Source organism: Halarchaeum sp. P4 (assembly GCF_051195175.1).
GTDB lineage: Archaea > Halobacteriota > Halobacteria > Halobacteriales > Halobacteriaceae > Halarchaeum.
Genome location: NZ_JBNTKC010000002.1, coordinates 318,893 through 341,517, shown reverse-complemented (window position 1 = coordinate 341,517; position 22,625 = coordinate 318,893). Strand labels below are relative to the sequence as shown.

21 protein-coding genes are annotated in these 22,625 nt (G+C 69.1%); 17 read left to right on the top strand and 4 right to left on the bottom strand.

The window, feature by feature from the left end; genetic code table 11:
- The first annotated feature begins 112 nt into the window (after positions 1-112).
- Both ACQUS8_RS09895 and ACQUS8_RS09890 read left to right on the top strand, forming a co-directional pair.
- Positions 113-2,821: a glycoside hydrolase family 3 C-terminal domain-containing protein gene (locus ACQUS8_RS09895; RefSeq protein ID WP_435100340.1), complete on the top strand. Its 2,709-nt coding sequence runs from the start codon at positions 113-115 to the stop codon at positions 2,819-2,821.
- 84 nt (positions 2,822-2,905) lie between these two features.
- The gene (locus ACQUS8_RS09890) at positions 2,906-3,850 is read left to right on the top strand and encodes a hypothetical protein (protein ID WP_435100337.1); all 945 of its coding nucleotides are present in this window, start codon (positions 2,906-2,908) and stop codon (positions 3,848-3,850) included.
- Positions 3,851-3,865: 15 nt separating this feature from the next.
- Here the strand turns inward: ACQUS8_RS09890 and ACQUS8_RS09885 are convergent, their stop codons facing one another.
- Positions 3,866-4,579: an MBL fold metallo-hydrolase gene (locus ACQUS8_RS09885; protein WP_435100334.1), complete on the bottom strand. Its 714-nt coding sequence runs from the start codon at positions 4,577-4,579 to the stop codon at positions 3,866-3,868.
- Between the two features lie 105 nt (positions 4,580-4,684).
- Between ACQUS8_RS09885 and twy1 the strand changes: the two genes are divergently transcribed.
- Genes twy1 through ACQUS8_RS09865 form a run of 4 tightly spaced genes read left to right on the top strand, consistent with a single transcriptional unit; the run spans position 4,685 to position 8,034 of the window.
- A complete protein-coding gene (twy1, locus tag ACQUS8_RS09880; RefSeq protein WP_435100331.1) occupies positions 4,685-5,626 on the top strand; it encodes a 4-demethylwyosine synthase TYW1 in 942 nt (313 codons plus the stop codon).
- Positions 5,627-5,683: 57 nt separating this feature from the next.
- Positions 5,684-6,379 (top strand): DUF120 domain-containing protein, encoded by a 696-nt coding sequence (locus ACQUS8_RS09875; protein ID WP_435100328.1) that lies wholly within the window; start codon positions 5,684-5,686, stop codon positions 6,377-6,379.
- The gene (ribB, locus tag ACQUS8_RS09870; RefSeq protein ID WP_435100325.1) at positions 6,366-7,049 is read left to right on the top strand and encodes a 3,4-dihydroxy-2-butanone-4-phosphate synthase; all 684 of its coding nucleotides are present in this window, start codon (positions 6,366-6,368) and stop codon (positions 7,047-7,049) included. The genes ACQUS8_RS09875 and ribB overlap by 14 nt, the downstream gene beginning before the upstream one ends.
- Before the next feature lie 40 nt (positions 7,050-7,089).
- Positions 7,090-8,034 (top strand): branched-chain amino acid transaminase, encoded by a 945-nt coding sequence (locus ACQUS8_RS09865; RefSeq protein WP_435100322.1) that lies wholly within the window; start codon positions 7,090-7,092, stop codon positions 8,032-8,034.
- Positions 8,035-8,143: 109 nt separating this feature from the next.
- Here ACQUS8_RS09865 and lysS read toward each other — a convergent pair whose 3' ends face one another.
- Both lysS and pyrH read right to left on the bottom strand, forming a co-directional pair.
- The gene (lysS, locus tag ACQUS8_RS09860) at positions 8,144-9,799 is read right to left on the bottom strand and encodes a lysine--tRNA ligase (protein ID WP_435100319.1); all 1,656 of its coding nucleotides are present in this window, start codon (positions 9,797-9,799) and stop codon (positions 8,144-8,146) included.
- Complete coding sequence (gene pyrH / locus ACQUS8_RS09855) at positions 9,796-10,518, bottom strand: UMP kinase (RefSeq protein ID WP_435100316.1); 723 nt, start codon at positions 10,516-10,518, stop codon at positions 9,796-9,798. Before pyrH ends, lysS begins: the two co-directional genes overlap by 4 nt.
- Before the next feature lie 236 nt (positions 10,519-10,754).
- Between pyrH and ACQUS8_RS09850 the strand changes: the two genes are divergently transcribed.
- The 4 genes from ACQUS8_RS09850 (at position 10,755) to ACQUS8_RS09835 (ending at position 14,269) form a co-directional block, all read left to right on the top strand.
- The gene (locus ACQUS8_RS09850) at positions 10,755-11,543 is read left to right on the top strand and encodes a molybdopterin synthase (RefSeq protein WP_435100313.1); all 789 of its coding nucleotides are present in this window, start codon (positions 10,755-10,757) and stop codon (positions 11,541-11,543) included.
- Positions 11,544-11,799: 256 nt separating this feature from the next.
- Positions 11,800-12,066: a DUF7123 family protein gene (locus tag ACQUS8_RS09845; RefSeq protein WP_435100310.1), complete on the top strand. Its 267-nt coding sequence runs from the start codon at positions 11,800-11,802 to the stop codon at positions 12,064-12,066.
- A gap of 113 nt (positions 12,067-12,179) precedes the next feature.
- On the top strand, positions 12,180-13,136 hold the full coding sequence (locus tag ACQUS8_RS09840; RefSeq protein ID WP_435100307.1) for an AEC family transporter: 957 nt from the start codon (positions 12,180-12,182) through the stop codon (positions 13,134-13,136).
- A gap of 35 nt (positions 13,137-13,171) precedes the next feature.
- A complete protein-coding gene (locus ACQUS8_RS09835; RefSeq protein ID WP_435100304.1) occupies positions 13,172-14,269 on the top strand; it encodes a site-2 protease family protein in 1,098 nt (365 codons plus the stop codon).
- A gap of 3 nt (positions 14,270-14,272) precedes the next feature.
- Here ACQUS8_RS09835 and thiL read toward each other — a convergent pair whose 3' ends face one another.
- Positions 14,273-15,148, bottom strand: coding sequence for a thiamine-phosphate kinase (thiL, locus tag ACQUS8_RS09830; protein WP_435100301.1), 876 nt, complete (start codon positions 15,146-15,148; stop codon positions 14,273-14,275).
- Positions 15,149-15,244: 96 nt separating this feature from the next.
- On the opposite strand from thiL, the gene ACQUS8_RS09825 reads away from it, so the two are divergent.
- The 7 genes from ACQUS8_RS09825 to pepF all read left to right on the top strand — a co-directional run bounded on the left by ACQUS8_RS09825 (position 15,245) and on the right by pepF (position 22,557).
- The gene (locus tag ACQUS8_RS09825; RefSeq protein ID WP_435100298.1) at positions 15,245-16,270 is read left to right on the top strand and encodes a lysylphosphatidylglycerol synthase transmembrane domain-containing protein; all 1,026 of its coding nucleotides are present in this window, start codon (positions 15,245-15,247) and stop codon (positions 16,268-16,270) included.
- A gap of 39 nt (positions 16,271-16,309) precedes the next feature.
- Entirely contained in the window at positions 16,310-16,765 is a 456-nt protein-coding gene (locus tag ACQUS8_RS09820; RefSeq protein WP_435100295.1) for a 30S ribosomal protein S19e, read from the top strand.
- Positions 16,766-17,144: 379 nt separating this feature from the next.
- On the top strand, positions 17,145-17,513 hold the full coding sequence (locus ACQUS8_RS09815) for a DNA-binding protein (RefSeq protein WP_435100292.1): 369 nt from the start codon (positions 17,145-17,147) through the stop codon (positions 17,511-17,513).
- 69 nt (positions 17,514-17,582) lie between these two features.
- Complete coding sequence (locus ACQUS8_RS09810) at positions 17,583-18,455, top strand: EamA family transporter (RefSeq protein ID WP_435100289.1); 873 nt, start codon at positions 17,583-17,585, stop codon at positions 18,453-18,455.
- Between the two features lie 138 nt (positions 18,456-18,593).
- A complete protein-coding gene (hisS, locus tag ACQUS8_RS09805) occupies positions 18,594-19,892 on the top strand; it encodes a histidine--tRNA ligase (RefSeq protein WP_435100286.1) in 1,299 nt (432 codons plus the stop codon).
- Between the two features lie 3 nt (positions 19,893-19,895).
- Positions 19,896-20,723 carry a tRNA pseudouridine(38-40) synthase TruA gene (gene truA / locus ACQUS8_RS09800; protein ID WP_435100283.1) on the top strand — a complete coding sequence of 276 codons (828 nt, stop codon included), beginning with the start codon at positions 19,896-19,898 and terminating at the stop codon, positions 20,721-20,723.
- Positions 20,724-20,760: 37 nt separating this feature from the next.
- Positions 20,761-22,557, top strand: coding sequence for an oligoendopeptidase F (pepF, locus tag ACQUS8_RS09795; RefSeq protein WP_435100280.1), 1,797 nt, complete (start codon positions 20,761-20,763; stop codon positions 22,555-22,557).
- The last annotated feature ends 68 nt before the right edge of the window (positions 22,558-22,625 follow it).

Below are 22,625 nucleotides of genomic sequence, written 5' to 3'. Positions count from 1 at the left end.
CGCCGAGGACTGTCACTCGTCTGTGTTTGCTGTGCCAGTTCAACAAACGATTTACTACTATCAGGATTAATCCAACAACGTTTATTGTAATCTACTTTCGTGCTGGTAACGCATGCCACACGACGACACGCTGCCGTCGCTCGACCTCTCGCGCCGACGCGTACTCCAGACGACCGGCGCGGCTGCCGTCGCGAGCACGCTGCTCGTGAACGCCGCGCCCGCCGCCGCAGCAGAAGACGCGTCCCGCGTCGACTCGCTCGTCGAACAGCTCACCCTCGACGAGAAGATTCAGCTCGTCCACGGCCACGAGGGGCCCGCGACCGGCTACATCCCGCCGGTCGAGCGCCTCGGCATCCCCGACCTCAAGATGAGCGACGGGCCGCTCGGCGTCCGCAACGGCGAATCCACCGCGTTCCCCGCGACCGTCGGGCTCGCCGCGTCCTTCGACCGCGAGCGCGTCACCGAGGAGGGGAGCGCGATGGGTCGGGAGGCCCGCGCGAAGGACCAGGACGTCCTCCTCGCACCCGCGATGAACCTCGCGCGCGTCCCCGTCAACGGCCGGACGTTCGAGTACTTCGGTGAGGACCCCTTCCTCGCCGGCGAACTCGCCGCCGCGTTCACCGACGGCGCCCAGTCCGAGGACGTCATCGCGACGGCGAAACACTTCGTCGCGAACAACCAGGAGGACAACCGCGGCGGGCCGCTCCAGGAACTCCCCGGCGTCAGCGTCGACGTCTCCGAACGCGCGCTCCGCGAATGCTACCTGCCCGCGTTCCGCGCCGCCGTCCAGGAGGGCGGCGTCGGCGCCATCATGGCCGCGTACAACCGGGTCAACGGCACCTACATGACCGAACACGACGTCCTCCTGCAGGAGGTGCTGAAGGACGAATGGGGCTTCGACGGCTTCGTCATGTCCGACTGGGGTGCAACCCACGACGCTGTCGACGCCGCGAACGGCGGCCTCGACCTCGACATGCCCGGCACCGCCTACCCCTCCATCCCCGGCTACTTCGACGAGGAACTGAAGACGGCGGTCCAGCAGGGGCTCGTCAGCGAGGAGCGACTGAACGAGATGGTCCGGCGCATCCTCCGGCAGATGGAGCGCTTCGGCGTGCTCGACCGCGGCGACGACGCCGAGACGCCGAGCGCCGACTACGACGCCCACCGCGAACTCTCGCGCGAACTCGCCGAGGACGGTGCCGTCCTGCTGAAGAACGAGAACGACGTCCTGCCGCTCGACGCCGCCAGCATCGACTCGCTCGCGCTCGTCGGCTCCGACCCGCGGACCTTCCGCATCGGCGGCGGCGGGAGTTCGAACGTCGACGCGACGGGTCGTGTCGGCCCCGTGGAGGGGATTCGCAACCTCGTCGGCGACGACGTCGAGGTCACCGTCGTCGACTCCGACGGCTACCGGCTCGTCGACGCCGAACACCTCTCGACGGCCGACGGCGAACCCGGGCTCACCGGCCACTACTACGACTCCACGGACTTCTCGGGCAGCGCGGTCGCGACCCGCGTCGACGACCACTTCCGTTTCTCCGACGACAACATCGACGTCGAGGGCATCGACCCCGAATCCTTCTCCGCGCGCTGGACGGGGACGCTCACCGCGCCCGCGAGCGGGACGTTCGAGTTCGCACTCACCAGCCAGAACGCGAGCAGCCTCACGGTCGACGGCGAGACGGTCGTCGACAACGGCGGCGGGTTCCTCGGCACGAACACCGTCACGGGCAACCTCGACCTCCAGCAGGGCGAGACCTACGACGTCACGCTCGAGGTGGCGAACCCTTCGGACTCCGGCGAGACCATCCTCGGCCTCCAGTGGAGTCGCCCGGACGTCGACCCCGTGCAGGAGGCCAGCGACGCCGCCGCGAACGCGGACGCCGCCGTCGTCCTCGCGAAGGGGAGTTCGACGGAGAGCAGCGACCGCGACGACATGACCCTCGACGGCAACCAGAACGACGTCGTCGCCGCCGTCGCGGACGCGAACGAGACCACCGTCGCCCTCCTGAACACCGGCGGCCCCATCACGATGCCGTGGCTGGACGCCGTCCCGAGCGTTCTCGAACTCTGGTACCCCGGCCAGGAGGGCGGTGCGGCCGCCGCGAACCTCCTCTTCGGCGAGGCCGAACCCGGCGGTCGCCTCCCGCTCACCTTCGGGAAGTCGATGGACGACTACCCCGCCGACGAAATCCACGAGTACCCCGGCGAGAACAACGTCGTCCACTACGACGAGGGCGTCTTCGTCGGCTACCGCTGGTTCGACCAGCAGGAGACCGAGCCGCTCTTCGCGTTCGGTCACGGCGAGACCTACACCGACTTCGAGTACGCGGACGCCTCGCTCTCCCGGCGGAAGACCACGCCCGACGCCGGCGTCACCGTCAGCGTCGACGTGACGAACACCGGCGATCGCGAGGGGACCGAGACGGTGCAGGTGTACGTTCGGGAGGTCGACCCCGCTGTCGAACGGCCGCCGCGGGAGCTCAAGGGCTTCGCGAACGTGACCGTCCCCGCCGGCGAGACGAAGACCGTCGAAGTCGAGCTGGGTCGCGACGCCTTCCAGTACTGGGACCCCGAGACCGAGGAGTGGACGGTGAACGACGGCGCCTTCGAGGTCGAGGTCGCGGCCTCCTCGCGCGACGTCCGGGCGACGAAGCGACTCACCGTCGCCGGCGGCGCCGGGACCGCCGCGTCGCCGCCGTCGAACGCCCCGGACACGCCCGCGAGCGAGAACGCGTCCGAGAAGGCACGCGGAGCGGACAAAGGCGGCGACTCACCGGGACGTAGTGTCGCCGATATCGTCGCCCGACTCCTCCCGTAACACCGCGTCTGCGGAGGGACCGACGCTCAAACGCGCGCTACACCCACCCGAAACCCCTTCCCGACGACACGCGTCGCGTCGTCCATGCGCCGCCTCCCCGTGCTCGCCCTCTGCGCGCTCCTCCTCGTCACGGCCGGCGTGCCGGTCACCGGTTCCGTCGCCGCGGACGACGCCGACACCGACTCGCCGCTCTCGGGGCTCACCTACTTCCCCATCTCGGATCCACAGCCGACGCCGCCGCTCTCGGTGGGGTTCTCCACGCGGGCGAACGCCTCGGTCTTCCTCGTCGCGGAGAACGCCTCCGGGGCGGTGCTCGGCCACACCGACCGCCTCGACCTGCGGCGCGGCTCCGCGGTGGACGGCCTCGACGTGCCGACGCGCGCGAACGTCACGGGCGTCCATCGGGTGCGCGTCGTCGCGTACAACGACTCGAACGCGAACGGGGCGTTCGACGCGTCCGACGCCGCGCTGAACGCCTCGACCGACCGCCGGTGGGTCCTCTTCACGCAGGAGACGACTGCCGACTCGCTCGCCGTGACGCCTGACCCCGCCGTCGCGGCGACGCCGACGATGCTCCACCTCGCCCTCGGCGTCGAACGCTCGGTGTCGCTCCGCCGGGTCGCCGTCTACACGGACTACCGCGCGGGCCTCGACGGCCTCGCCGCGCGAAACGTCACGGTTTCGGCCGGGAGCACGACTGTCACGGCGTCGACCGTCTCGATGCGGCAGGGCGTGCTCGTCGCGACGCTCCCCCGGACGCTCGACGTCACGGCGCGCGAGTCGGTCACCGCGACCCTCGACGGCGTCCGCGTGCCCGACCCCGGACGCGAAGGGGGCGTCACGCTCGTCCTGAACCCCGAGTCGGCGGCGCTCGCCGGGACGAGCACGTTCGACATCGTGAAGGAGACGACGCCCACGAGCGCGGACGGGGGGCACGAGCCGTTCTGGCTGCTGTTCATCGCCCCCGCGCTGTTCGCCGTCGCCGTCTCCGTCGTGGTCGTCGCCCTCGTGCGCGTGAGGCGCGACTGACGCGCGGCGCGTCGCTCAGAGGGAGACGGTCTCGCCGTCGTCGGGTATCACGACGTCCGCGACCGCCTCGCGCAGGTCGTCGCGTTCGAGCAGACAGTGGTTGATGGCCTCCATGTGGACCGCGACGACCGGGCAGTCGGCGTGGTCGACGACGCGCCGGACGTCCTCGGCGTCCATCGTGATCGGCTTCCCGTCCTCGAACTGCGCGGCGCCGGCGTTCACGACGACAGCGTCCGGGTCGTGCGCGTCGACGGTTTCGGGGACCGGGTCGTACCAGACGGTGTCGCCCGCGAGGTAGAGCGTCTCCGTGCCCTCGAGGACGAACCCGCAGACGGGCGCCATCGCCTCGGCAGTCTCGCCGTGGCCGTGGCGTGCGGGCGTCCGGTGTATCGTCACGCCCTCGAACGACTCCGCGTCCCCGACCGGCCGGACGTCCGTCAGGCCGTCCTCGCGGAAGGCGTCGGCCTCCGCGGGGTTGCAGAAGACGGGCGTGTCCGGGTCGACGGCGTCCGCCCACTCGTCCCAGTGGTCGGTGTGGCGGTGTGTGACCAGCACCGCGTCGTGGTCGAGGTCGGCGTCCGGCAACTCGACGAGCGGGTTGGGCCGCTGGCGCGGGGTGTTCTCGACGGGCGGGTTCGCGCCGGCCTCGGAGAGCATCGGGTCGACGAGGAAACGCACGCCGTCGAGTTCGACGACGAGCGTCGCGTGGCGCACGAGCGTGATGTCCATGTGCGTGCCGACGCGCGCCGGCGGATTGAACCTAGGCGAGGCGGTGCGGGTCGCCGCGACCGGCGTCTCGCCACGCTTTTCCTCTCTCGCCCCCGCTAGTGGTGTATGCCCGAGCAGGTGGATTCGCCGAGCTACCACCACGAGAACCACACGGCCGCGCAGACGTGCGGCTGGACGGCGAACGCCCTCCGCGGGGAGGGAACCTGCTACAAGCACGCGTGGTACGGCATCCGGAGCCATCGGTGCATCCAGATGACGCCGGTCGTCCGGTGCAACGAGCGCTGCGTCTTCTGCTGGCGCGACCACAACGGCCACGCGTACGAACTCGACGGCGTCGAGTGGGACGACCCCGAGGCCGTCGTCGACGCCTCCATCGAGTTGCAGAAGAAACTCCTCTCGGGGTTCGGCGGGAACGAGAACGTCCCGCGCGAGCGCTTCGAGGAGGCCCTCGACCCGAAGCACGTCGCAATCAGCCTCGACGGCGAACCGACGCTGTATCCCTATCTGCCCGAACTACTCGAGGCGTTCCACGACCGCGGTCTCACGACGTTCCTCGTCTCGAACGGCACCCGGCCCGAGGTGCTCGCGGAGTGCGACCCGACCCAACTCTACGTCTCCGTTGACGCCCCCGAGCGCGCGACGTTCGACGACGTCGTGGGCGCGACCGAGGACGACGCCTGGGAGTCCCTCGTCGACACCCTCGACGTCCTCCACGACAAGGAGGAGACCCGCACCGTCCTGCGGACGACGCTCGTGAACGGCGAGAACATGCGGAACCCGGACTGGTACGCGGGTCTCTACCGGCGCGCAGACCCGGACTTCGTGGAGCTGAAGGCCTACATGCACGTCGGGCACTCTCGGGGCCGCCTCGACCGGTCCTCGATGCCGTCCCCGGAGGACGTCGAGGCGTTCGCCGAACGGGTGCAGGAGCACATGCCCGACCACCCGGTGTTGAAGACACAGGAGGCGTCCTCGGTCTCCCTGCTCGCGCGCGAGGAGGAGACGTGGGTGCCCGAACTCGCCGCCGGTGGGGGCTTCTACGGCTAACTCAATTCTGAGACGCGTCCCAAAAACATTATGCACGGCTGGCGGCTAGTCGGGCGTATGTCACGGGCAACGTCCGCGGTCGGGTACGACGAACTCGCCGCGCTCAAACTCCTCGCGCTCGAAGGCGCACGCCGCGGCGAAGTGAAGGTCTCCTGTGGGGACCTCGCCGAGCGCCTCGACGCCTCCACACAGACCGCCTCCCGCCGCCTCCAAGCCCTCGAGGAGGCGGGCTACGTCGAGCGCGACGTCGTCAGCGACGGCCAGTGGGTCGCCATCACCGACGACGGCGAACGCGTGCTCCACCGCGAGTACGAGGACTACCGGCGCGTCTTCGAGACCACCGCCGACCTCGAACTCAGAGGGTCCGTCACCGGCGGGATGGGCGAGGGCCGACACTACATCTCCCTCCCGGGGTACAAGCGCCAGTTCGAGGAGCGCCTCGGCTACGAGCCCTTCCCCGGGACGCTGAACGTCGAACTCGACGAGCGCTCCCGCCGCGAGCGCTCCGCGATGGAGTCCTTCGAGGGCGTCCCCATCGACGAGTGGGAGGATGAGGAACGCACCTACGGCTCGGCCACCTGCTACCCCGCCGTCCTCGAGGCCGACGGTGAGACCTACGAGCCGGTCCACGTCATTGTCCCCGACCGCACCCACCACGACGAGACGCAGGTCGAACTCATCGCCGCGGACAAACTCCGCGACGAACTCGACCTCTCCGACGGCGACGAGGTGACCGTTCATGTCACACAGTAACTCCGTGAGCGCCGACGCCGAGCGCGACGAGGCTGTTGCCGCCGCCGTCGCCGCCATCGAGCGCGGCGACCCCGTCCTCGTCCACGACGCCGCCGACCGCGAGGGCGAAGTCGACCTCATCTACCACGCCGCGGACGTCACGCCCGACGCCGTCGCCCGCATGCGCAACGACGCCGGCGGCCTCGTCTGTGTCGCGCTCTCCCACGAAGTCTGCGAGGCCTTCGAGTTGCCGTTCCTCGCGGACGAGCTCGACCACCCCGCCGCGACCGACGAGAGCCTCGGCTATGACGAACGCGCGTCGTTCAGCCTCACCGTCAACCACCGCGACACCTACACCGGCATCACCGACGACGACCGCTCGCTCACCATCCGCGAACTCGCCGACGTCGCCGCCGACCCCGACTCAGTCGAGTTCGCCGCCGAGTTCCGCTCGCCCGGCCACGTCCACCTGCTCCGCGGCGCGCCCCACGGCCTCGCGGACCGCGAAGGCCACACCGAACTCGGCCTCGCGCTCTGTAAGGCCGCCGGCCGCCCGCCCGCCGCGGTCGTCTGCGAGATGCTCGACGACGAGACCGGCGGGGCGCTCTCGCCCGCCGACGCCCGCCGCTACGCCGACGAGCACGGCTTCGTCTACGTCGAGGGTCGGGACCTCCTCTCGCTTCGCCGCTAACGAGGAACGTTGATAACGTCGGGTGCGCAACCCTCTCCCAATGCCTGGCTTCGAAGAGATGCGCGCCGAGCGCGACTCCCTCGACACCATCTGGATGAACGGCGAGTTCACCGACTGGGAGGACGCGACGACGCACGTTCTGACGCACGGACTCCACTACGGCACTGGCGTCTTCGAGGGCGTCCGGTGCTACGACACCGAGAACGGCCCCGCCATCTTCCGCTGGGAGGACCACCTCGAGCGCTTCTACGCCTCCGGGAAGCCCTACGACATGGAGATTCCCTACGAGCCTGAGGAGCTCACCGAGGCGGCGCTCGAACTCCTCGAGCGCAACGAACTCGAGTCCTGCTACATCCGCCCCGTCGCCTACTACGGCTACCACCAACTCGGCGTCTCGCCCGGCGACTGCCCGGTCGACGTCGCCATCGCCGCGTGGCCGTGGGGCGCCTACCTCGGCGAGGAAGCCCTCGAGAACGGCATCGACGTCATGATCTCCTCGTGGCGCAAGCACGCCTCCAGCCAGATTCCGACGAACGCCAAGACCACCGGCCTCTACGTCAACAGCCTCCTCGCCGGCGAGGAAGCCCGTCGCAACGGCTACGAGGAAGCCATCGTCCTCAACAAGGAGGGCGGCGTCGCCGAAGGTCCCGGCGAGAACCTCTTCATGGTCCGGGACGGCGAACTCTACACGCCGTCGCTCTCCGAGAGCATCCTCGACGGCATCACCCGCGACACCGTCATCACGCTCGCCGAGGAGCGCGACATCCCCGTCCACGAGACGTCCATCTCGCGCGGCGAACTCAACACCGCCGACGAGCTCTTCTTCACCGGCAGCGCCGCCGAGGTCACCCCCATCCGCAAGGTCGACAACGTCGTCATCGGCGACGGCTCGCGTGGCCCGGTCACCGAGGAACTCCAGCAGGCGTTCTTCGACCTCGTCGACCGCACGACTGACGAGCACGACGACTGGTTCACCTACCTGTAACGGTCGTCCGACCACTTCTTCGACGCTCGCGACAAACCGAAACAGGACCGCCGCGCCCGTACTCTCGCGGCTATCGCCGCCCGAGGTATCCGGGTGCTCGTCGAGCGCCCTATTCTTCGCGCCGCAAACGCTTCACGACGAACGCTTTGTCGAGGTCCGCGAGGAACTGGCCGAGTTTCGGGCCCTGCTCCTCGCCGAAGAAGAGCTGATAGCCCGTCGCGAAGAAGTCGCCGATGTCGATGTCGTGGCGCTTCGCCGTCTCGTAGATTTCGCCCTGCAGAGTTTCGCCGTCGGGGTCCTCGGATTCGATGAAGTCCGCGAGCGCGTCGAGCGCCGCCGCCGTCTCGTCCTCAATGTCGACGTCCGGCATCGTCTGGCGCTCGATGCGGTAGTTGTACTGGTTGTCGGTGCGCTCGGCCCACTCGCGGGCGCGCTCGACGCGCTCGAGGGCGGCCGCGATGTCCTCCTCGGAGGCGTCCTCGGGGATGTGGCCCTCGCGGCGCGCGATCTCCTCGCGCAGCTCGGGGTCCTCGGTCATCCCGAGGACGGCGGCGAACGTGTAGGGGAGGCGGATACGCTCCTCCTCGACGTCCTCGACGAGGAACGGGTAGACGCGCTCGGCGAGTTCCTCCTCCTGTTCGGTGCCCTCCTCCTCGCCGAAGTAGAGGCGCTCGAAGCGGTCGAACTCGTCCACCAGCAGGTCGATGCGCTCGATGGAGAAGTCCCGTGCCTTCTTCGGGTTCTTGGAGAAGAAGAACCGGAGGACTTCGGGTTCGACGAGCTTGAGGACGTCCGAGACGAGGACGACGTTCCCCGCCGAGGAGCTGAACGGTTCGCCGTCGAGCGTGAACCACTCGTAGACCATCGGCGTCGGGGGCTCGATGTCAAGGAGGCTCTCGGCGATGTCCGTCCCGGAGGGCCACGAGCCCTCCGCGTGGTCCTTGCCGAACGGCTCGAAGTCGACGCCGAGCACCTTCCACTGCGCCGGCCACTCGAAGCGCCACGGGAGCTTGCCCTCCCGGAGCGTCGCCGTCCCCTCGTGGCCACAGCCCTCGATGGTCTGGTCGCCGGCGTCGAGGTCCGTGCACTCGTAGTCGACGGTGCCGGCCTCGGCGTCGATGTCGGTGACGGTCTCGGTCACCTTCCCGCAGTCCTCACAAATCGGGTTGAACGGGACGTAGGTCTCGTCGACCTTGTCCTGGTACTCGCTCAGGACGTCGCGGGCGTCGTCGGCGTTCGCGAGCAGGTCGCGGGTGACGGCCTCGAGTTCGCCGTCCTCGTAGAGCGCGGTGTTCGAGACAGTCTCGACGTCGACGCCGAGGAGGTCCGCGGAGTTCTCGATGAGCGCGGAGAAGTGCGCGCCGTAGGAGTCACAGCAGCCGAACGGGTCGGGGATGTCCGTGTAGGGGTGGCCGAGGTTCCGACCGAGCGCGCCCGCGTTCACGTCCCCGAGGTCGACGATGTCGCCGTCGAGGTCCGCGAGCTTCCGGGGCAGGCCGCGCAGCGGGTCGCGGTCGTCCGAGGTGAAGAGCTGCCGGACCTCGTGGCCGCGTTCGCGGAGCACCTCCGCGACGAAGTAGCCCCGCATGACCTCGTTCATGTTCCCGAGGTGCGGGACGCCGGAGGGCGAGATGCCGCCCTTGATGACGATTGGGTCGTCGCCGCCGCGCTCCTCGACGTGGTCGGCGGCCTCGTCCGCCCAGAAGACGCGTTCGCCGGCGAGCGTTGCGTGCGGGTCGTGTGCCCCGTGCTTGTCGTCGCTCATTCTTCGGAGACCCAGTAGTCCATCCCGGCCGCGGTCCCGTCCGGGACGATGTCGGTGCCGTCGTGTTCGCCCCGAAGGACGGCGTCGAGGACGGCGTTCGGCTCGGTGCCGTCGAGGACGATGGTGCGGACGCGCGAGCGCTCGATGAGCTTCGCGGCGAGCAGGTCGACGGGCGCGGAGCTCCCGGCACTCATCTCGATGCCCGCGATGACGTCCACGAGCTCGGCGGGCGTGATGCGGTCGTAGCGCTCGGCCGTCTCGTCGGTCTTCGGGTCCGCGCTGTACACTCCCGGCACACTCGTCGCGTAGACGAGGAGGTCAGCGTTCGTGTACTCGGCGAGCGCGGCGCTGACGGCGTCCGTGGTCTGGCCGGCAGTGACGCCGCCCATGATGGCGACGTCGCCCCGACGCATCGCCTCACCGGCTTCCTCGTAGTTCTCAGCGGGGCTCGGCGCGGCGTCGTCGCCGAGCGCCGCGATGAGGAGTTGGGCGTTCAGCCGCGTGACGGAGATGCCGATGTCGTCGAGTTCGACCTCGTTCGCCCCGAGCTTGCGCGCGGTCTCGATGTAGCTTCGTGCGACCCCTCCACCGCCGACGACTGCGCCGACGGAACACCCCTCGTCGACCAACTGGTCGATGACGTCGGCGTACTGCTCGACCCGCTCGTGTGCGAGGTCGGGCGCGAGCACGCTTCCGCCGACGGAGACGACGACTCTCATAATTACCGCGAGTTAGCTCTGTCGCGGCCTTAAGGGTTGTTAAGCGCCGACGGCGGCGTTCGGCGTGCGCGTCACGGTTTATCCGTTTTCCGGCTGTACCGTGATAGCGTGGCACTCACGTCCCCGCTGCCCGTCGGCGTCGCCCTCGTCGTTCCCACCGTCCGTGGTGCGCCGACCCATCACGTCCGCCCGGAGTGGGCGAAACGGACAAACCGCACGCTCCCTTTCGCCGTGGTATGTACGTACTCGACGTCGCCGCGCCCGCGGGCCGCGACCCGTCGCCGGTCGTCGACCGACTCCTCGCTCGCTTCGAGGAGTCGGGGCAGGTCGCAGTCGTCCGCCGTGACACGGTGCTGGACGCGCCCGACCACACCACCGTCCGCGTCGGCGACGGCGGCTGGCGCTCGACCAGCGGGACGGACATCGACTTGGACGCCGCCCTCGACACCCTCGCCGCCACGCACGCGTACGCCATCACTATCGGCTTCCCGGACGCGGCGCTCCCCCGTCTCGCAATCGGAGACGTGGACGTTGAGGACCCGCTCGCACGCGTGAGCGGTGCGGACGACGTGGACGTCGATGCGGTCGCCGACGCGCTCCACGAGACGGAGCCACACGAGTCGCTGTCCTCGCTGGTCGCGGCGGCGAAGCGCTCGCCGGACGCGGAGTTCTCGGGCGCCATCGCGACGTTCACCGGCCGGGTGCGCGCGAAGGAGGACCCCGAGGACGCCCGGACCGAGGCGCTGGAGTTCGAGAAGTACGACGGCGTTGCCGAGGAGCGCTTCGAGGAGATTACGTCCGACATCGAGGCGCGCGACGGGGTCTACGAGGTGTTGCTCCACCACCGCACGGGCCGCATCGAGACGGGCGAGGACATCGTCTTCGTCGTCGTGCTCGCCGGCCACCGCCGCGAGGCGTTCCGCGCCGTCGAGGACGGTATCGACCGCCTGAAGGACGAGGTCCCGCTGTTCAAGAAGGAAGTCACCGTCGACGACACCTTCTGGAGCCACGAGCGCGACGCCTGACGCGCGCCGTCGTCCCGCCCGCCGATTCGCCCCAGTTCTCCGCCCCGAACCCGTGCCACTCGACCACAATGATGTATCGATGACTGTTCTCCAGTCTATTGGCTCAGAATGGGTAATAAAACGTCTAAAAGAATCTGAGTCGGTTTTGAAACGTCCGTGAAGTGTCGCGAAACCCGTTCTGACCTCCGAAGGGACGCGAAACGACCCTAGCGTTCCTCCCCTTATACGATGTCTCGGGAGATAGGGGAAAGTGGCTATGAGCGCAACTGCCCAGCCCTCCACGGACGAGCCCGAGAACGAGTCGGTCGACAAGGAGTCTCGGCTCCTCTCGTACCTGCGCGAGAAGGCAGCCGACGGCGAGCTCTACTTTAAGAGCAAGTTCATCGCCGAGGAAGTCGACCTCTCCGCGAAGGAGATCGGCGCGCTGATGGTGAAACTCAGCGACTCCGCCGAGGACCTCGAGATCGAGAAGTGGTCGTACACGTCCGCGACCACGTGGCGCGTCCAGCACGCCGACGTCTGACCCGCACCGCCGCCCGACTGATTCGGTCCCCTACCCTCCCCTGACTCGGCGCCGTCGGGCGATTCGGCGTCGAGTCGAAGTCCCTTTCTCGCAGCGCCCCGTCACACCCGAGCGTGTCGTTCGGCTCCGCCCTCACGTCCGCCATCCTCCCCGTCCTCCTCGTCGCCGGCGTCGGCTTCGCCCTCGGGCGCGTCCGCGACATCCAGGTGGACGCCCTCGGGACGGTGACTGTCTACGTCCTGATGCCCTGCCTCGTCTTCTACAGCCTCGCGACCACCTCGCTCAGCGGCGGCGCCGTCGCCAAAATCGGCCTCGGTGTCCTCGCCTTCACCGTCGTCATGACCCTCGTCGCGGAGGCCGCCGCGCGCCTCCTCGGCTACGAGGAGCCGTATCGCGGTGCGCTCGTCCTCACCTCCGTCTTCCCGAACGCCGGCAACTACGGCATCCCGCTCTCGCGCTTCGCCTTCGGCGGCATCGGGCAGAGCGTCGCCGTCCTCTACATCGCCGCCCAAGCCGTCCTCATGTACACGCTCGGCGTCTTCCTCGCCTCCCGCGGCGGCGACGCCGACCTTCGGGAGGCCGCCACCGAGGTGTTCCGCCTCCCGCTCGTCTACGCCGTCCTCGCCGCCGGCCTCGCACGGTTCTTCGGCGTCGTCCCCGCGAGCGACACCGCGCTCATGCAGACGATACGACTCGTCGGCGACGCCTCCATCCCCGTCATGTTGCTCGTGCTCGGCATCCAACTCGCTAACACTCGAAGCGGGTCGGCACTCTCGCAGACGAGTACGCCCGCGCTCCTGAAACTCGGCGTCGCCCCGCTCGTCGCCGTCGCCGTCGTCGTCCCGCTCGGCTTCGCGGACAGCGCCGTCGCGCGCGTCTTCGTCCTCGAGTGCGCGATGCCCGCCGCCGTCACGCCGCTCGTCCTCACGATGGAGTTCTCCGGCGAAGGCGGCAAGTCCGTCACTGCCGCCGAGTACGTCAGCACCGTCGTCCTCGTCACGACGCTCGCCTCCGTCGTGACGCTCGCCGCCCTCATCTGGGCACTCCAGACCGGACTGCTCGGCGTTTGAAACCACTTAACCCGGTCCGGTCTCTAAGTGTGGGTATGTCGGCGGACCGCCCCGACGCGCCAGCGCCGCACGCGCTCTCGTCGGTCTTCTACGTCTACGACGTCGTCCGCGAGGGCGACCAGCTCGTCTACTACGGCGAGCCCCTCGTCGACCGGCAGACCCTCCACCAGACCGCGTGGCCGCTGTTCAGCGAGCGCGGCTACGAGGTCAGCATCGAGTCCCGGCCCGGCGAGACGGTGCTCGTCGCCGAACCTGCCACCGAACAGGGCGACGAGTTCCCGTGGACGAACATCGCGCTCGCCGGCCTCACCGTTCTCACGACGCTCTACGCGGGCGCACAGTGGTACCACGTCGACCCGCTCTCACTCGATGTCCTGCGCGCGCTCCCCTTCGTCGCCGCCGTCATGGGTGTCCTCGGCGTCCACGAGTTCGGCCACTACCTGATGAGCCGCTACCACGACGTCGACGCCAGCCTCCCCTACTTCATCCCCATCCCGTTCACACCCATCGGCACGCTCGGCGCCGTCATCAAGATGAAGGGCGTGATGCCCGACCGGAAGGCGCTCTTCGACATCGGCGTCGCCGGACCCATCGCCGGCCTCGTCGCCACCGTCGTCGTGAGCGCCGTCGGGTTGCTCCTCCCGCCGATTAGCGTCCCGCCCGCGCCCGAGGGCGCGGTCAGCATCGCCTTCGGCAACCCGCCGCTCCTGCGCGGCATCGCGTGGGTGCTCGGCCAACCCCTCGAGTACGGCGACGGCCTCGCCGTGAACCCCGTCGTCTTCGGCGGCTGGGTCGGGATGTTCGTCACCTTCCTCAACCTCCTCCCGGTCGGCCAACTCGACGGCGGACACGTGATGCGCGCCGTCTTCGGGCCGTCCTACGAGCGCGTCGCGCCGCTCGTCCCCGGCGCGCTCTTCGGTCTCGCGGGCTACGTCTACGTCGCGCTCGACGCGCCGAACGGCGCGAGCGTCTGGCTGATGTGGGGCGTCATCACGTCGATTTTCGTCTTCCTCGGCACCGCCCACCCCATCGACGAGGAGCCCCTCGACAGGAAACGCCTCGTCGTCGCCGCCGTCACGCTCGTCCTCGGCCTCCTCTGCTTCATGCCCGTTCCCATCCGCATCATCGGGTGAGCCCTATTCGCCGTGCGTGTAGCCGGCGTCCGGCAGCGGCTCGCCGTCCATCGTCACGCCCTCGTCGGTGACGTCGCCGACGACCGACAGCGGGACGTCCAGCAGGTCGCGCACCGTCCCGACGGCGTCCGCGGGGAGCGTACACACTAACTCGAAATCCTCGCCGAACGTCACCGCGCGCCACAACTTGTCGGCGTCCGCGCCGCCGGTCTCGCCGAGCGCGTCCGCCACCGGCACCGCGCCGGCGTCGATCGCGAACCCGACGTCCGAGGCTTCGGCGAGCTGGTGGAGCGAGCGCGCGAGGCCGTCGCTCGAATCCATCATCGCCGTCGCGTACTCCCGGAGCACGACGCCCGCAGCCACGCGCGGGGTGAACCGGAAGAGGTCGTTCCCGCGCTCCGCCTCGCCCGCCGCGAAGGCGTCGAGCGCCGCGGCGCTCCGGCCGAGCGACCCCGTCACCGCCACCACGTCGCCGGCTGAGGCGCCGTCGCGCGTCACCGGGTCGTCCGTCTCGCCGAGCGCCGTCGTCGCCACTGTGAACTCGTCGTGGTCGTCCAGGTCGCCGCCGACGTACTCGGCGTCCACGCGCTCGCAGACGTCGAGCGCGCCCCGTACGAACGCCTCGATGTCGTCGGCTTCGAAGGTGGGTGCGCCGTAGACGCCGACCGCGCCCGTCGCCACCGCGCCCATCGCCGCGACATCTGAGAGCGATGCGCCGACCGCGCGCCACCCCTCCGTGTACCGCGTCGTGCCCGGCGGGAAATCCGTCGTCTCGTGGAGCATGTCGATGGTCACGACCGTCCCCCCGACCACCGCGGCGTCGTCGCCCGCCGCGTCGACGAGGTCGCCGACGAGCGCGAGCGCCGCTCGTTCGTCCATACCTCGCACCTCAGCGTCCCCACTCAAAACGTCACCGTTTCGCACACTCCGCACGGGTCGGTGGTTTTACGCGCCGGCCACGCGTCCCGTCGATGGATGGAGTTCGACTCTCGGGCGATACTCGTCGGGTTCCTCGGTGCCGCCGCCGTCCTCGGCATCCTCGTCTGGTTCGTCGGCGTCGGGGAGATACAGCGCGTCCTGACGATGCTTTCACCCGTTACGCTCGTCCTCATCGTCGCCGTCGGCGTCGTCTGGCTCGCCGCGTGGGGACTCGCGCTCTGCCGCGTCCTCGACGCCCTCGGTATCCGAGCGAGCGCGTGGGACGGCTTCCTGCTCTACGCGTCCGCCGCGTTCGCCAACAACATCACGCCGTTCGGGCAGGCCGGCGGCGAACCCTTCAGCGCCCTCCTCATCTCGCGCGCAACCGACAGCGAGTACGAGTCCGGTCTCGTCGCCATCGCCAGCCTCGACACCCTCAATTTCGTCCCCTCGATACTGTTCGCGCTCGTCGGGCTGAGCTACTACGTCGCGCGCTTCGCCGTCGGCGACAGCGTCCTCCTCGTCCTCGGCATCGTCGTCCTCCTCGCCGTCGGCATCCCCGTCCTCGCGTATCTCGGCTGGCAGAACCGCCACGCCGTCGAGGACCGCCTGGCGGGCGTCGTTCACCCGGTCTGGAGCGCCGCCGGCCGCCACCTCCCCGGTATCGGCGTTCCGAAGCGAGAAGGCGTCGTCCGCCGCATCGACGGCTTCTTCCGCGCCATCGAGCGCGTCGCCACCAGTCGGCGCAACCTCGCCGTCGCGCTCGCCTACTCCACGTTCGGGTGGCTCTGCATGTGCGTCGCACTCTACCTCTCGCTGTGGGCGCTCACGCCGGCGGTCGACATCAACGCCGCTGTCGTCTTCATCGCTGTCCCCGTCGCCTCCATCGCGAGCATCACCCCGCTCCCCGGCGGCACCGGCGGCGTCGAGGCCGCCCTCGTCCTCCTCATCGTCCCGATTACGGGCGTCTCGGCGGTCACCGCGACGTCCGCCGCGCTCGTCTTCCGGGGCGCGACCTACTGGTTCCCCATCCTCCTCGGCGGCGGCGCCACCGCGTGGCTGGAAGCCAGGGCGGGGCGCTAACGATGGGTTTAACCTTCGGCGACGAGCACTAGTCGCGTAATGGCAACCCTCTACGATGCCCCGACGGACGAGCTCCTCGAAGCGCTCGCAGACGACCTCGACGACCGACTCGAAGCCCCCGCGTGGGCCGAGTTCGCGAAGACGGGTCACGACCGCGAGATGCCGCCCCAGCAGGACGACTTCTGGGCGCGCCGCGCCGCCAGCATCCTCCGCAAGGTCGCCATCGACGGCCCCGTCGGCGTCGAGCGTCTGAGCACCGAGTACGGCTCCCTGGCGAAGGGGTCGACGCGCTACCGCGTCAGCCCCGCGAAGAAGACGGACGGCTCCAAGAACGTCATCCGCACCATCCTCCAGCAGCTCGAGGACGAAGGTCTCGTCCAGGAGCAGGGCTCCGAGGGCCGTATCGTCACCGGTGACGGCCGCAGCCTCCTCGACGACACCGCCGGCGAGGTCCTCGAGGAGCTCGACCGTCCCGAGCTCGAACGCTACGTCTAACGCGTTCACACCGCCGAGATAGCCCCCAAACTGCTCCCGACGCGAGGCCTCGTCAGCCCGCGTGCGTCGGCCCGCTACGTAGTCTCGCGTGGCGGCACCCCGCTCGTAGAGGGAGCCCCAATTTCTCGCCCTTACCGTTCGAACGCCCCGCGAGCCACCGGCTCGCGTTTTTTCGTGGAGGGTTTTGCGACGAGCGGGTCGCGCCAGCGACTTCGAGTCGGAAAACGGTCCGAGGCGAGCCCCAATTTCTCGCCCTTACCGTTCGAACGCCCCGCGAGCCACCGGATCGCGCCTTTTTCGTGCAGGTGTTGCGCCGACCTTCCTGCAGGAAACGGCACCCAACTAAGGCTTTTTCCCCGTTGAGCGTCTACGTGGAGGTATGAGTGAGACTCCCGACGACGACCGATTGGAGGAGCTTCGCAAGCAGAAGATGGAGAAGCTCAAGCAGCAACAGCAGGAGGGCGGTGCCGGCGGCGCTGGCGGTGCCGGTGAGGCCCAGCAGCAGGCCCAACAGCAGGCCGAACAGCAGAAGAAGGCGATGCTTCGGCAGTACCTCTCCGACGGCGCGCGCCGCCGGCTGAACTCGGTGAAGATGAGTAAGCCCGAGCTCGCCGAGCGCGTCGAACAGCAGGTCGTCGCGCTCGGCCGCTCCGGCCGGATTCAGGACCAGCTCGACGAGGACCAGATGAAGGAGCTGCTGCGCGAGCTGAAGCCGGACTCGAAGTCCTTCGACATCCAGCGCCGCTAGACGGGAACTGCCGGACGCGGTGGCCGCGAAACCGAACGGGTTTTTCTCCTTCGTGTTCCACGTTCGACAATGGTTTCGGGTATCGCCACCGCCGTCGTCGCCGCCTTCGTCTGGGGCGGCTACCTCTACGCGCTGAAGCGCCACTTCTCGGACTACTCCGGCGCGGTGGTCGCGGTGGTGATGAACGTCTGCGCGACGGCGTGGTACCTCCCGACGGCCGCGCTCTACCTCGGGGGCTTCCCCGCGGTGCCGTCGCTCGACCCGATGAGCCTCCTCGTGACGGCCGGGACGATTGCGCTCGCCGCCGCGGGCTTCCTGACGTTCATGCACGCGATCTCGGACGGCGACGTCTCGCTCGTCGCGCCCATCGCGAAGGTCGTGCCGGTGTTCGTCCTCCCCATCGAGGTCCTTCTCCTAGAGGAGGTATTCGGCCCGCTGCAGGTGCTCGGCGTCGTCTTCGCGACGGCTGCCATCTACCTCGCGAACTACGAGGGCGGCCCGCTCCTCGGCCCGTTCCGGAACCTCGCGTCCTCCCGACCCGTCCAGCTCGCGTTGCTCTCGGCGGCGTGTTACGCGGTGAGCGACGTCGGGAAGCGTCTCGTCCTGCAGGGCATCGACTTCCCGGGGTCGATCTGGATTCCGGTGAGTCTCCTCGGTGCCGCGGTCGTCCTCGCGCCGATCGCGTACCGCGACTGGCCGGCGGACGGCGTCCGCGACGACCTGCCGCTGTTCGTCGCGGCGGCGGCCGTCGTCGTCGTCGGCCGCGTCCTCACGACGTTCGCGTTCTCCGTGACGTCGGCGTCCGTCGCGTCGACCATCATCAACGCACAGGCCGTCGTCGCCGTCGTCCTCGGCGGAATCTTGCTCGCCGAGGACGGGTTCCGGATGCGCCTCGCCGCCGCGGTGCTCGCCATCACCGGCATCGCGCTCATCGCGAGCTAGCTGATACCGTCGGTATCACCGGAAAGACGAGCGCGACTGGAAGAAGATGCGAGCGGGACCGCCGCCTCGGCGCGTCGCCGCGCTCCCACGCGCGTCCGAAGGACAGCCTTGAAGCGCGCCGGCGTCGAATCCCCCTCTATGTACGACCGACTCAAGGGCTTCCGGGATTTCTACCCCGGGGAGATGCGTGCTCGACGGGAGGCGATGGACGCCGTCGAGGACGCGGCCCGACGCTACGGCTTCCGGGAGATCGGGACGCCGGCGCTCGAACGCGCGGAGATGTGGACGGACAAGTCCGGCGGCGACATCGTCACCGAACTCTACGACTTCGAGGACCAGGGCGGCCGGCACGTCACGCTGACGCCCGAACTCACGCCGACGGTGGCGCGGATGGTCGTCGCGAAACAGCAGGCGCTCAGCAAACCCATCAAGTGGTACTCGACGCGGGACTTCTGGCGCTACGAGGAGCCCCAGTCCGGGCGAAACCGCGAGTTCTACCAGACGAACGTGGACGTCTTCGGCTCCAGCGAACCGGAGGCGGACGCGGAGGTGCTCGCGACGGCGGCGGACGCGCTCACCGGCCTCGGGCTGACGGGCGCTGACTTCGAGTTCCGCGTCAGCCACCGCGACGTCCTCGGCGGCGTGCTGAACAGTTTCGATGCGGACGTGCAGGTCCGGGACGCGATTCGCGTCGTCGACAAGCGCGCGAAACTCGACTACGACGACTACATCGACCGACTCGCGGGCACGGGCCTCTCGGTCTCGCAGGCAGAGGCGTTCGACGACGTGGTCGCGTCGAACGACCTCGAGGAGCTCGTCGACTTCGCGGACACCGAGCGCGTCACGGACGCCGTGGAGAACCTCCGCGCAGTCCTCGCGGCGACCGAGGACTACGGCGTGCGCGAGTACGTCGACGTCTCGTTGACGACGGCGCGCGGCCTCGACTACTACACGGGCGTCGTCTTCGAGTGCTTCGACTCCACGGGCGAGGTCGGGCGCTCGGTCTTCGGCGGCGGGCGCTACGACGACCTCATCGAGTCCTTCGGCGGTCAACCCACGCCCGCCGTGGGCTTCGCGACGGGATACTCGACGCTCCCGCTCCTCTGCCAGCGCGCGGGCGTCTGGCCGGAGGAGGAGGTCCGGACGGACTACTACGTCCTCCAGGTCGGGGACGTCCGCGAGGAGGCGGCGGGTGTCGCGCGCGCCCTCCGCGAGCGCGGGCACGTCGTCGAGACGGACGTCGCCGGCCGCTCCTTCGGCTCGCAGATGAACTACGCGGACTCCATCAACGCCGAGACGGTCGTCATCGTCGGCGAGCGCGACCTCGAGGAGGGCAACGTCACGGTGAAGAACATGTCTTCGGGCGACCAGACGCAGGTCCCCCTCGACGAGTTCCCCGGCGAGCACGACGAGCCCCGCTACGCCGACTTCGAGTAGGCGATGCGTCGCGCGTTCCGGCTCGCCTACGATGGCCGCCCATTCTACGGCTTCCAGCGCCAGCCGGACGTGCCGACGGTCGAGGACACGCTCTTTGACGCCCTGCGCGCGCACGGCGCCCTCGCCGAGTCGGCCGACAAACCCGAGGGGTACGCGGCGGCCGGGCGGACCGACCGTGGCGTCTCGGCACGCGCACAGACCGTCGCGTTCGACTGCCCGGAGTGGCTGACGCCGCGCGCGCTGAACGCCGAACTCCACGACGCGCTCTGGGCATGGGCGCACGCCGACGTCCCCGGCAACTTCCACGCCACCCACCACGCGCGCTACCGCGAGTACGTCTACCACCTCTACGCACCCGAGGCGGACCCCGGACGGGCGCGCGAGGCCGCACGCCGACTCTCCGGCGTGCACGACTTCCACAACCTCACGAGCGACGAGACGGGGACCGAGCGCGACCTCACGCTGTCCGTCGAGTCGGCCGCCGACGGCGACTTCCTCGCCCTGCGTGCGCGGGCAGGTGGGTTCCCGCGCGGCCTCGTCCGCCGACTCGCCGCGCTCGTTCAGAGTGTCGCGACGGGTGCTGCGCCCGTCTCGAAGGTCGAGCGCGTCCTCGGCGCCACGGAACTCGCCGGCCCCGAGGGCGTCCCGGAGGCCGCGCCCGAACCGCTCGTGCTCGTCGACGTCGGCTACGGCGACGTGACCTTCGAGCGGGACGCGCGCGCCGCCGCGGACACCCGGGCGTTCTTCGCGGACGAACGCGCCCACCACCGGGCGCTCGCGCGCGTCGCCGACACCGTCGCGGACGGGGTCGAGCGCCCGCGCGACGGGTGAGGAACGCTTAACAGCGACGCGACACCACTGTCAGCCAATGAGTAGCGTCCCCGAGCGGGAGGAAATCGAGACGGCGTACAAGTGGGACCTCGAGAGCGTCTACGAGTCCACGGAGGAGTGGGAGGCGGACTTCGAGTGGGCGAAAGAGCAACTCTCGAAGCTTCAGGAGTACGAGGGGCGCATCACCGAGGACGGCGAGACCCTCCTCTCCTTCCTCGAGGAGTACGAGGAGGTCGCGCGCACGGTGTCGACGCTCTCCTCGTACGCGCGGATGCGCGCCGACGAGGACACCCGCGACCAGGACGCGCAGGCGCTGAAGTCGCGTGGCTCCGCGCTCTCCTCGAAGCTCTCGGCGGCGACGAGCTTCCTCGAACCCGAACTCCAGTCGCTCTCCCGGGACGAACTCGACGCGATGGTCGAGGCGACCGACGGGCTCGAGCTCTACGACCACTACCTCGACGACGTCTTCCGGATGAAGGAGCACACGCGCTCGGCGGAAGTCGAGGAGCTCATCTCGGAGTTCGGCGAGGTGATGGGCGCCCCTGGCGACATCTACGGGATGCTCACGAACGCCGACCTCGAGTTCCCGACCGTCGAGGATCCCGAGGGCGAGGACGTCACCATCACGCAGTCGAACCTCACGACGCTCCTGAAGGAGCGCGACCGGGAGTTCCGCCGGACCGTCCACGAGTCCTTCTACGAGCGCATCTCCGAGGTCCGGAACACCATCGGCTCCTCGCTGCAGTACTCCACGAAGGCGGACGTGAAGATGGCGCGTGCACGCGGCTACGACACTGCCCGCGAGGCGGCGCTCGACGGCCCGAACATCCCCGAGGAAGTCTACGACAACCTCGTCTCGACGGTGCGCGAGAACCTCGATGCCCTCCAGCGCCACGCCGACCTGAAGGCGGAGGCGCTCGACGTCGACGACCTCCAGATGTGGGACCTCTACATGCCGCTCACCGACGCGCCGGAGCCCGACATCGACTACGAGGACGCCTGCGACTACATCGTTGAGGCCGTCGAGCCGCTCGGTACGAACTACCAGAGCCGTGTCGAGGAGGGCCTCGATTCGGGGTGGGTGGACGTCTACGAGAACCGTGGGAAGCGCTCGGGCGCGTACTCCGGCGGGACCTACGACACCCAGCCGTTCATCCTGATGAACTACCAGGGTGACCTCGACTCCGTCTACACGCTCGCGCACGAACTCGGGCACTCGCTGCACAGCCAGCTCTCGAGCGAACACCAGCCCTACGTCTACAACGACTACGAGATCTTCGTCGCGGAAGTCGCCTCGACGGTCAACGAGAGCCTCCTCACGCACTACCTGCTGGAGAACACCGACGACGACGCGCTGCGCGCGCACGTCCTCGACCAGTACCTCGAGCGCTTCCGCTCGACGCTCTACCGGCAGACGCTCTTCGCGGACTTCGAGCACACCATCCACACGATGGAGGAGAACGGCGAACCGCTCACGCCGGACGCGCTCGACGAGGCGTACGGCGACCTCAAACGCGAGTTCTACGCGAACGCGGTGGTCGACGACCACATCGCGCGCGAGTGGATGCGCATCCCCCACTTCTACTACAGCTACTACGTCTACCAGTACAGTACGGGCATCAGCGCCGCCGTCGCGCTCAGTCAGGACATCATCGCGGGTGAGGAGGGCGCCGCCGAGGCCTACGTCGACTTCCTCAAGAGCGGGTCGACGAAGTACCCGCTCGAACTCCTGCAGGACGCGGGCGTCGACATGTCCTCGCCCGACCCCATCGAGTCCGCCATCGACGTCTACCGGGAGTACCTCGACCGCTCCGAGGACTTCCTGCTCGACTAGAGTCGGCGGCTCACGCCCCGTGAACCCGGGTTCGGGTCCGTGACCCAAAGGAACTTCTTTGTGCGGGC

What these genes read in the sequence shown, in the direction of transcription:
- ACQUS8_RS09895 (WP_435100340.1), top strand. Translation starts at nt 113, where the DNA reads ATGCCACACGACGACACGCTGCCGTCGCTCGACCTCTCGCGCCGACGC.
- ACQUS8_RS09890 (WP_435100337.1), top strand. Translation starts at nt 2,906, where the DNA reads ATGCGCCGCCTCCCCGTGCTCGCCCTCTGCGCGCTCCTCCTCGTCACG.
- ACQUS8_RS09885 (WP_435100334.1), bottom strand. Translation starts at nt 4,579, where the DNA reads ATGGACATCACGCTCGTGCGCCACGCGACGCTCGTCGTCGAACTCGAC.
- twy1 (WP_435100331.1), top strand. Translation starts at nt 4,685, where the DNA reads ATGCCCGAGCAGGTGGATTCGCCGAGCTACCACCACGAGAACCACACG.
- ACQUS8_RS09875 (WP_435100328.1), top strand. Translation starts at nt 5,684, where the DNA reads ATGTCACGGGCAACGTCCGCGGTCGGGTACGACGAACTCGCCGCGCTC.
- ribB (WP_435100325.1), top strand. Translation starts at nt 6,366, where the DNA reads ATGTCACACAGTAACTCCGTGAGCGCCGACGCCGAGCGCGACGAGGCT.
- ACQUS8_RS09865 (WP_435100322.1), top strand. Translation starts at nt 7,090, where the DNA reads ATGCCTGGCTTCGAAGAGATGCGCGCCGAGCGCGACTCCCTCGACACC.
- lysS (WP_435100319.1), bottom strand. Translation starts at nt 9,799, where the DNA reads ATGAGCGACGACAAGCACGGGGCACACGACCCGCACGCAACGCTCGCC.
- pyrH (WP_435100316.1), bottom strand. Translation starts at nt 10,518, where the DNA reads ATGAGAGTCGTCGTCTCCGTCGGCGGAAGCGTGCTCGCGCCCGACCTC.
- ACQUS8_RS09850 (WP_435100313.1), top strand. Translation starts at nt 10,755, where the DNA reads ATGTACGTACTCGACGTCGCCGCGCCCGCGGGCCGCGACCCGTCGCCG.
- ACQUS8_RS09845 (WP_435100310.1), top strand. Translation starts at nt 11,800, where the DNA reads ATGAGCGCAACTGCCCAGCCCTCCACGGACGAGCCCGAGAACGAGTCG.
- ACQUS8_RS09835 (WP_435100304.1), top strand. Translation starts at nt 13,172, where the DNA reads ATGTCGGCGGACCGCCCCGACGCGCCAGCGCCGCACGCGCTCTCGTCG.
- thiL (WP_435100301.1), bottom strand. Translation starts at nt 15,148, where the DNA reads ATGGACGAACGAGCGGCGCTCGCGCTCGTCGGCGACCTCGTCGACGCG.
- ACQUS8_RS09825 (WP_435100298.1), top strand. Translation starts at nt 15,245, where the DNA reads ATGGAGTTCGACTCTCGGGCGATACTCGTCGGGTTCCTCGGTGCCGCC.
- ACQUS8_RS09820 (WP_435100295.1), top strand. Translation starts at nt 16,310, where the DNA reads ATGGCAACCCTCTACGATGCCCCGACGGACGAGCTCCTCGAAGCGCTC.
- ACQUS8_RS09815 (WP_435100292.1), top strand. Translation starts at nt 17,145, where the DNA reads ATGAGTGAGACTCCCGACGACGACCGATTGGAGGAGCTTCGCAAGCAG.
- ACQUS8_RS09810 (WP_435100289.1), top strand. Translation starts at nt 17,583, where the DNA reads ATGGTTTCGGGTATCGCCACCGCCGTCGTCGCCGCCTTCGTCTGGGGC.
- hisS (WP_435100286.1), top strand. Translation starts at nt 18,594, where the DNA reads ATGTACGACCGACTCAAGGGCTTCCGGGATTTCTACCCCGGGGAGATG.
- truA (WP_435100283.1), top strand. Translation starts at nt 19,896, where the DNA reads ATGCGTCGCGCGTTCCGGCTCGCCTACGATGGCCGCCCATTCTACGGC.
- pepF (WP_435100280.1), top strand. Translation starts at nt 20,761, where the DNA reads ATGAGTAGCGTCCCCGAGCGGGAGGAAATCGAGACGGCGTACAAGTGG.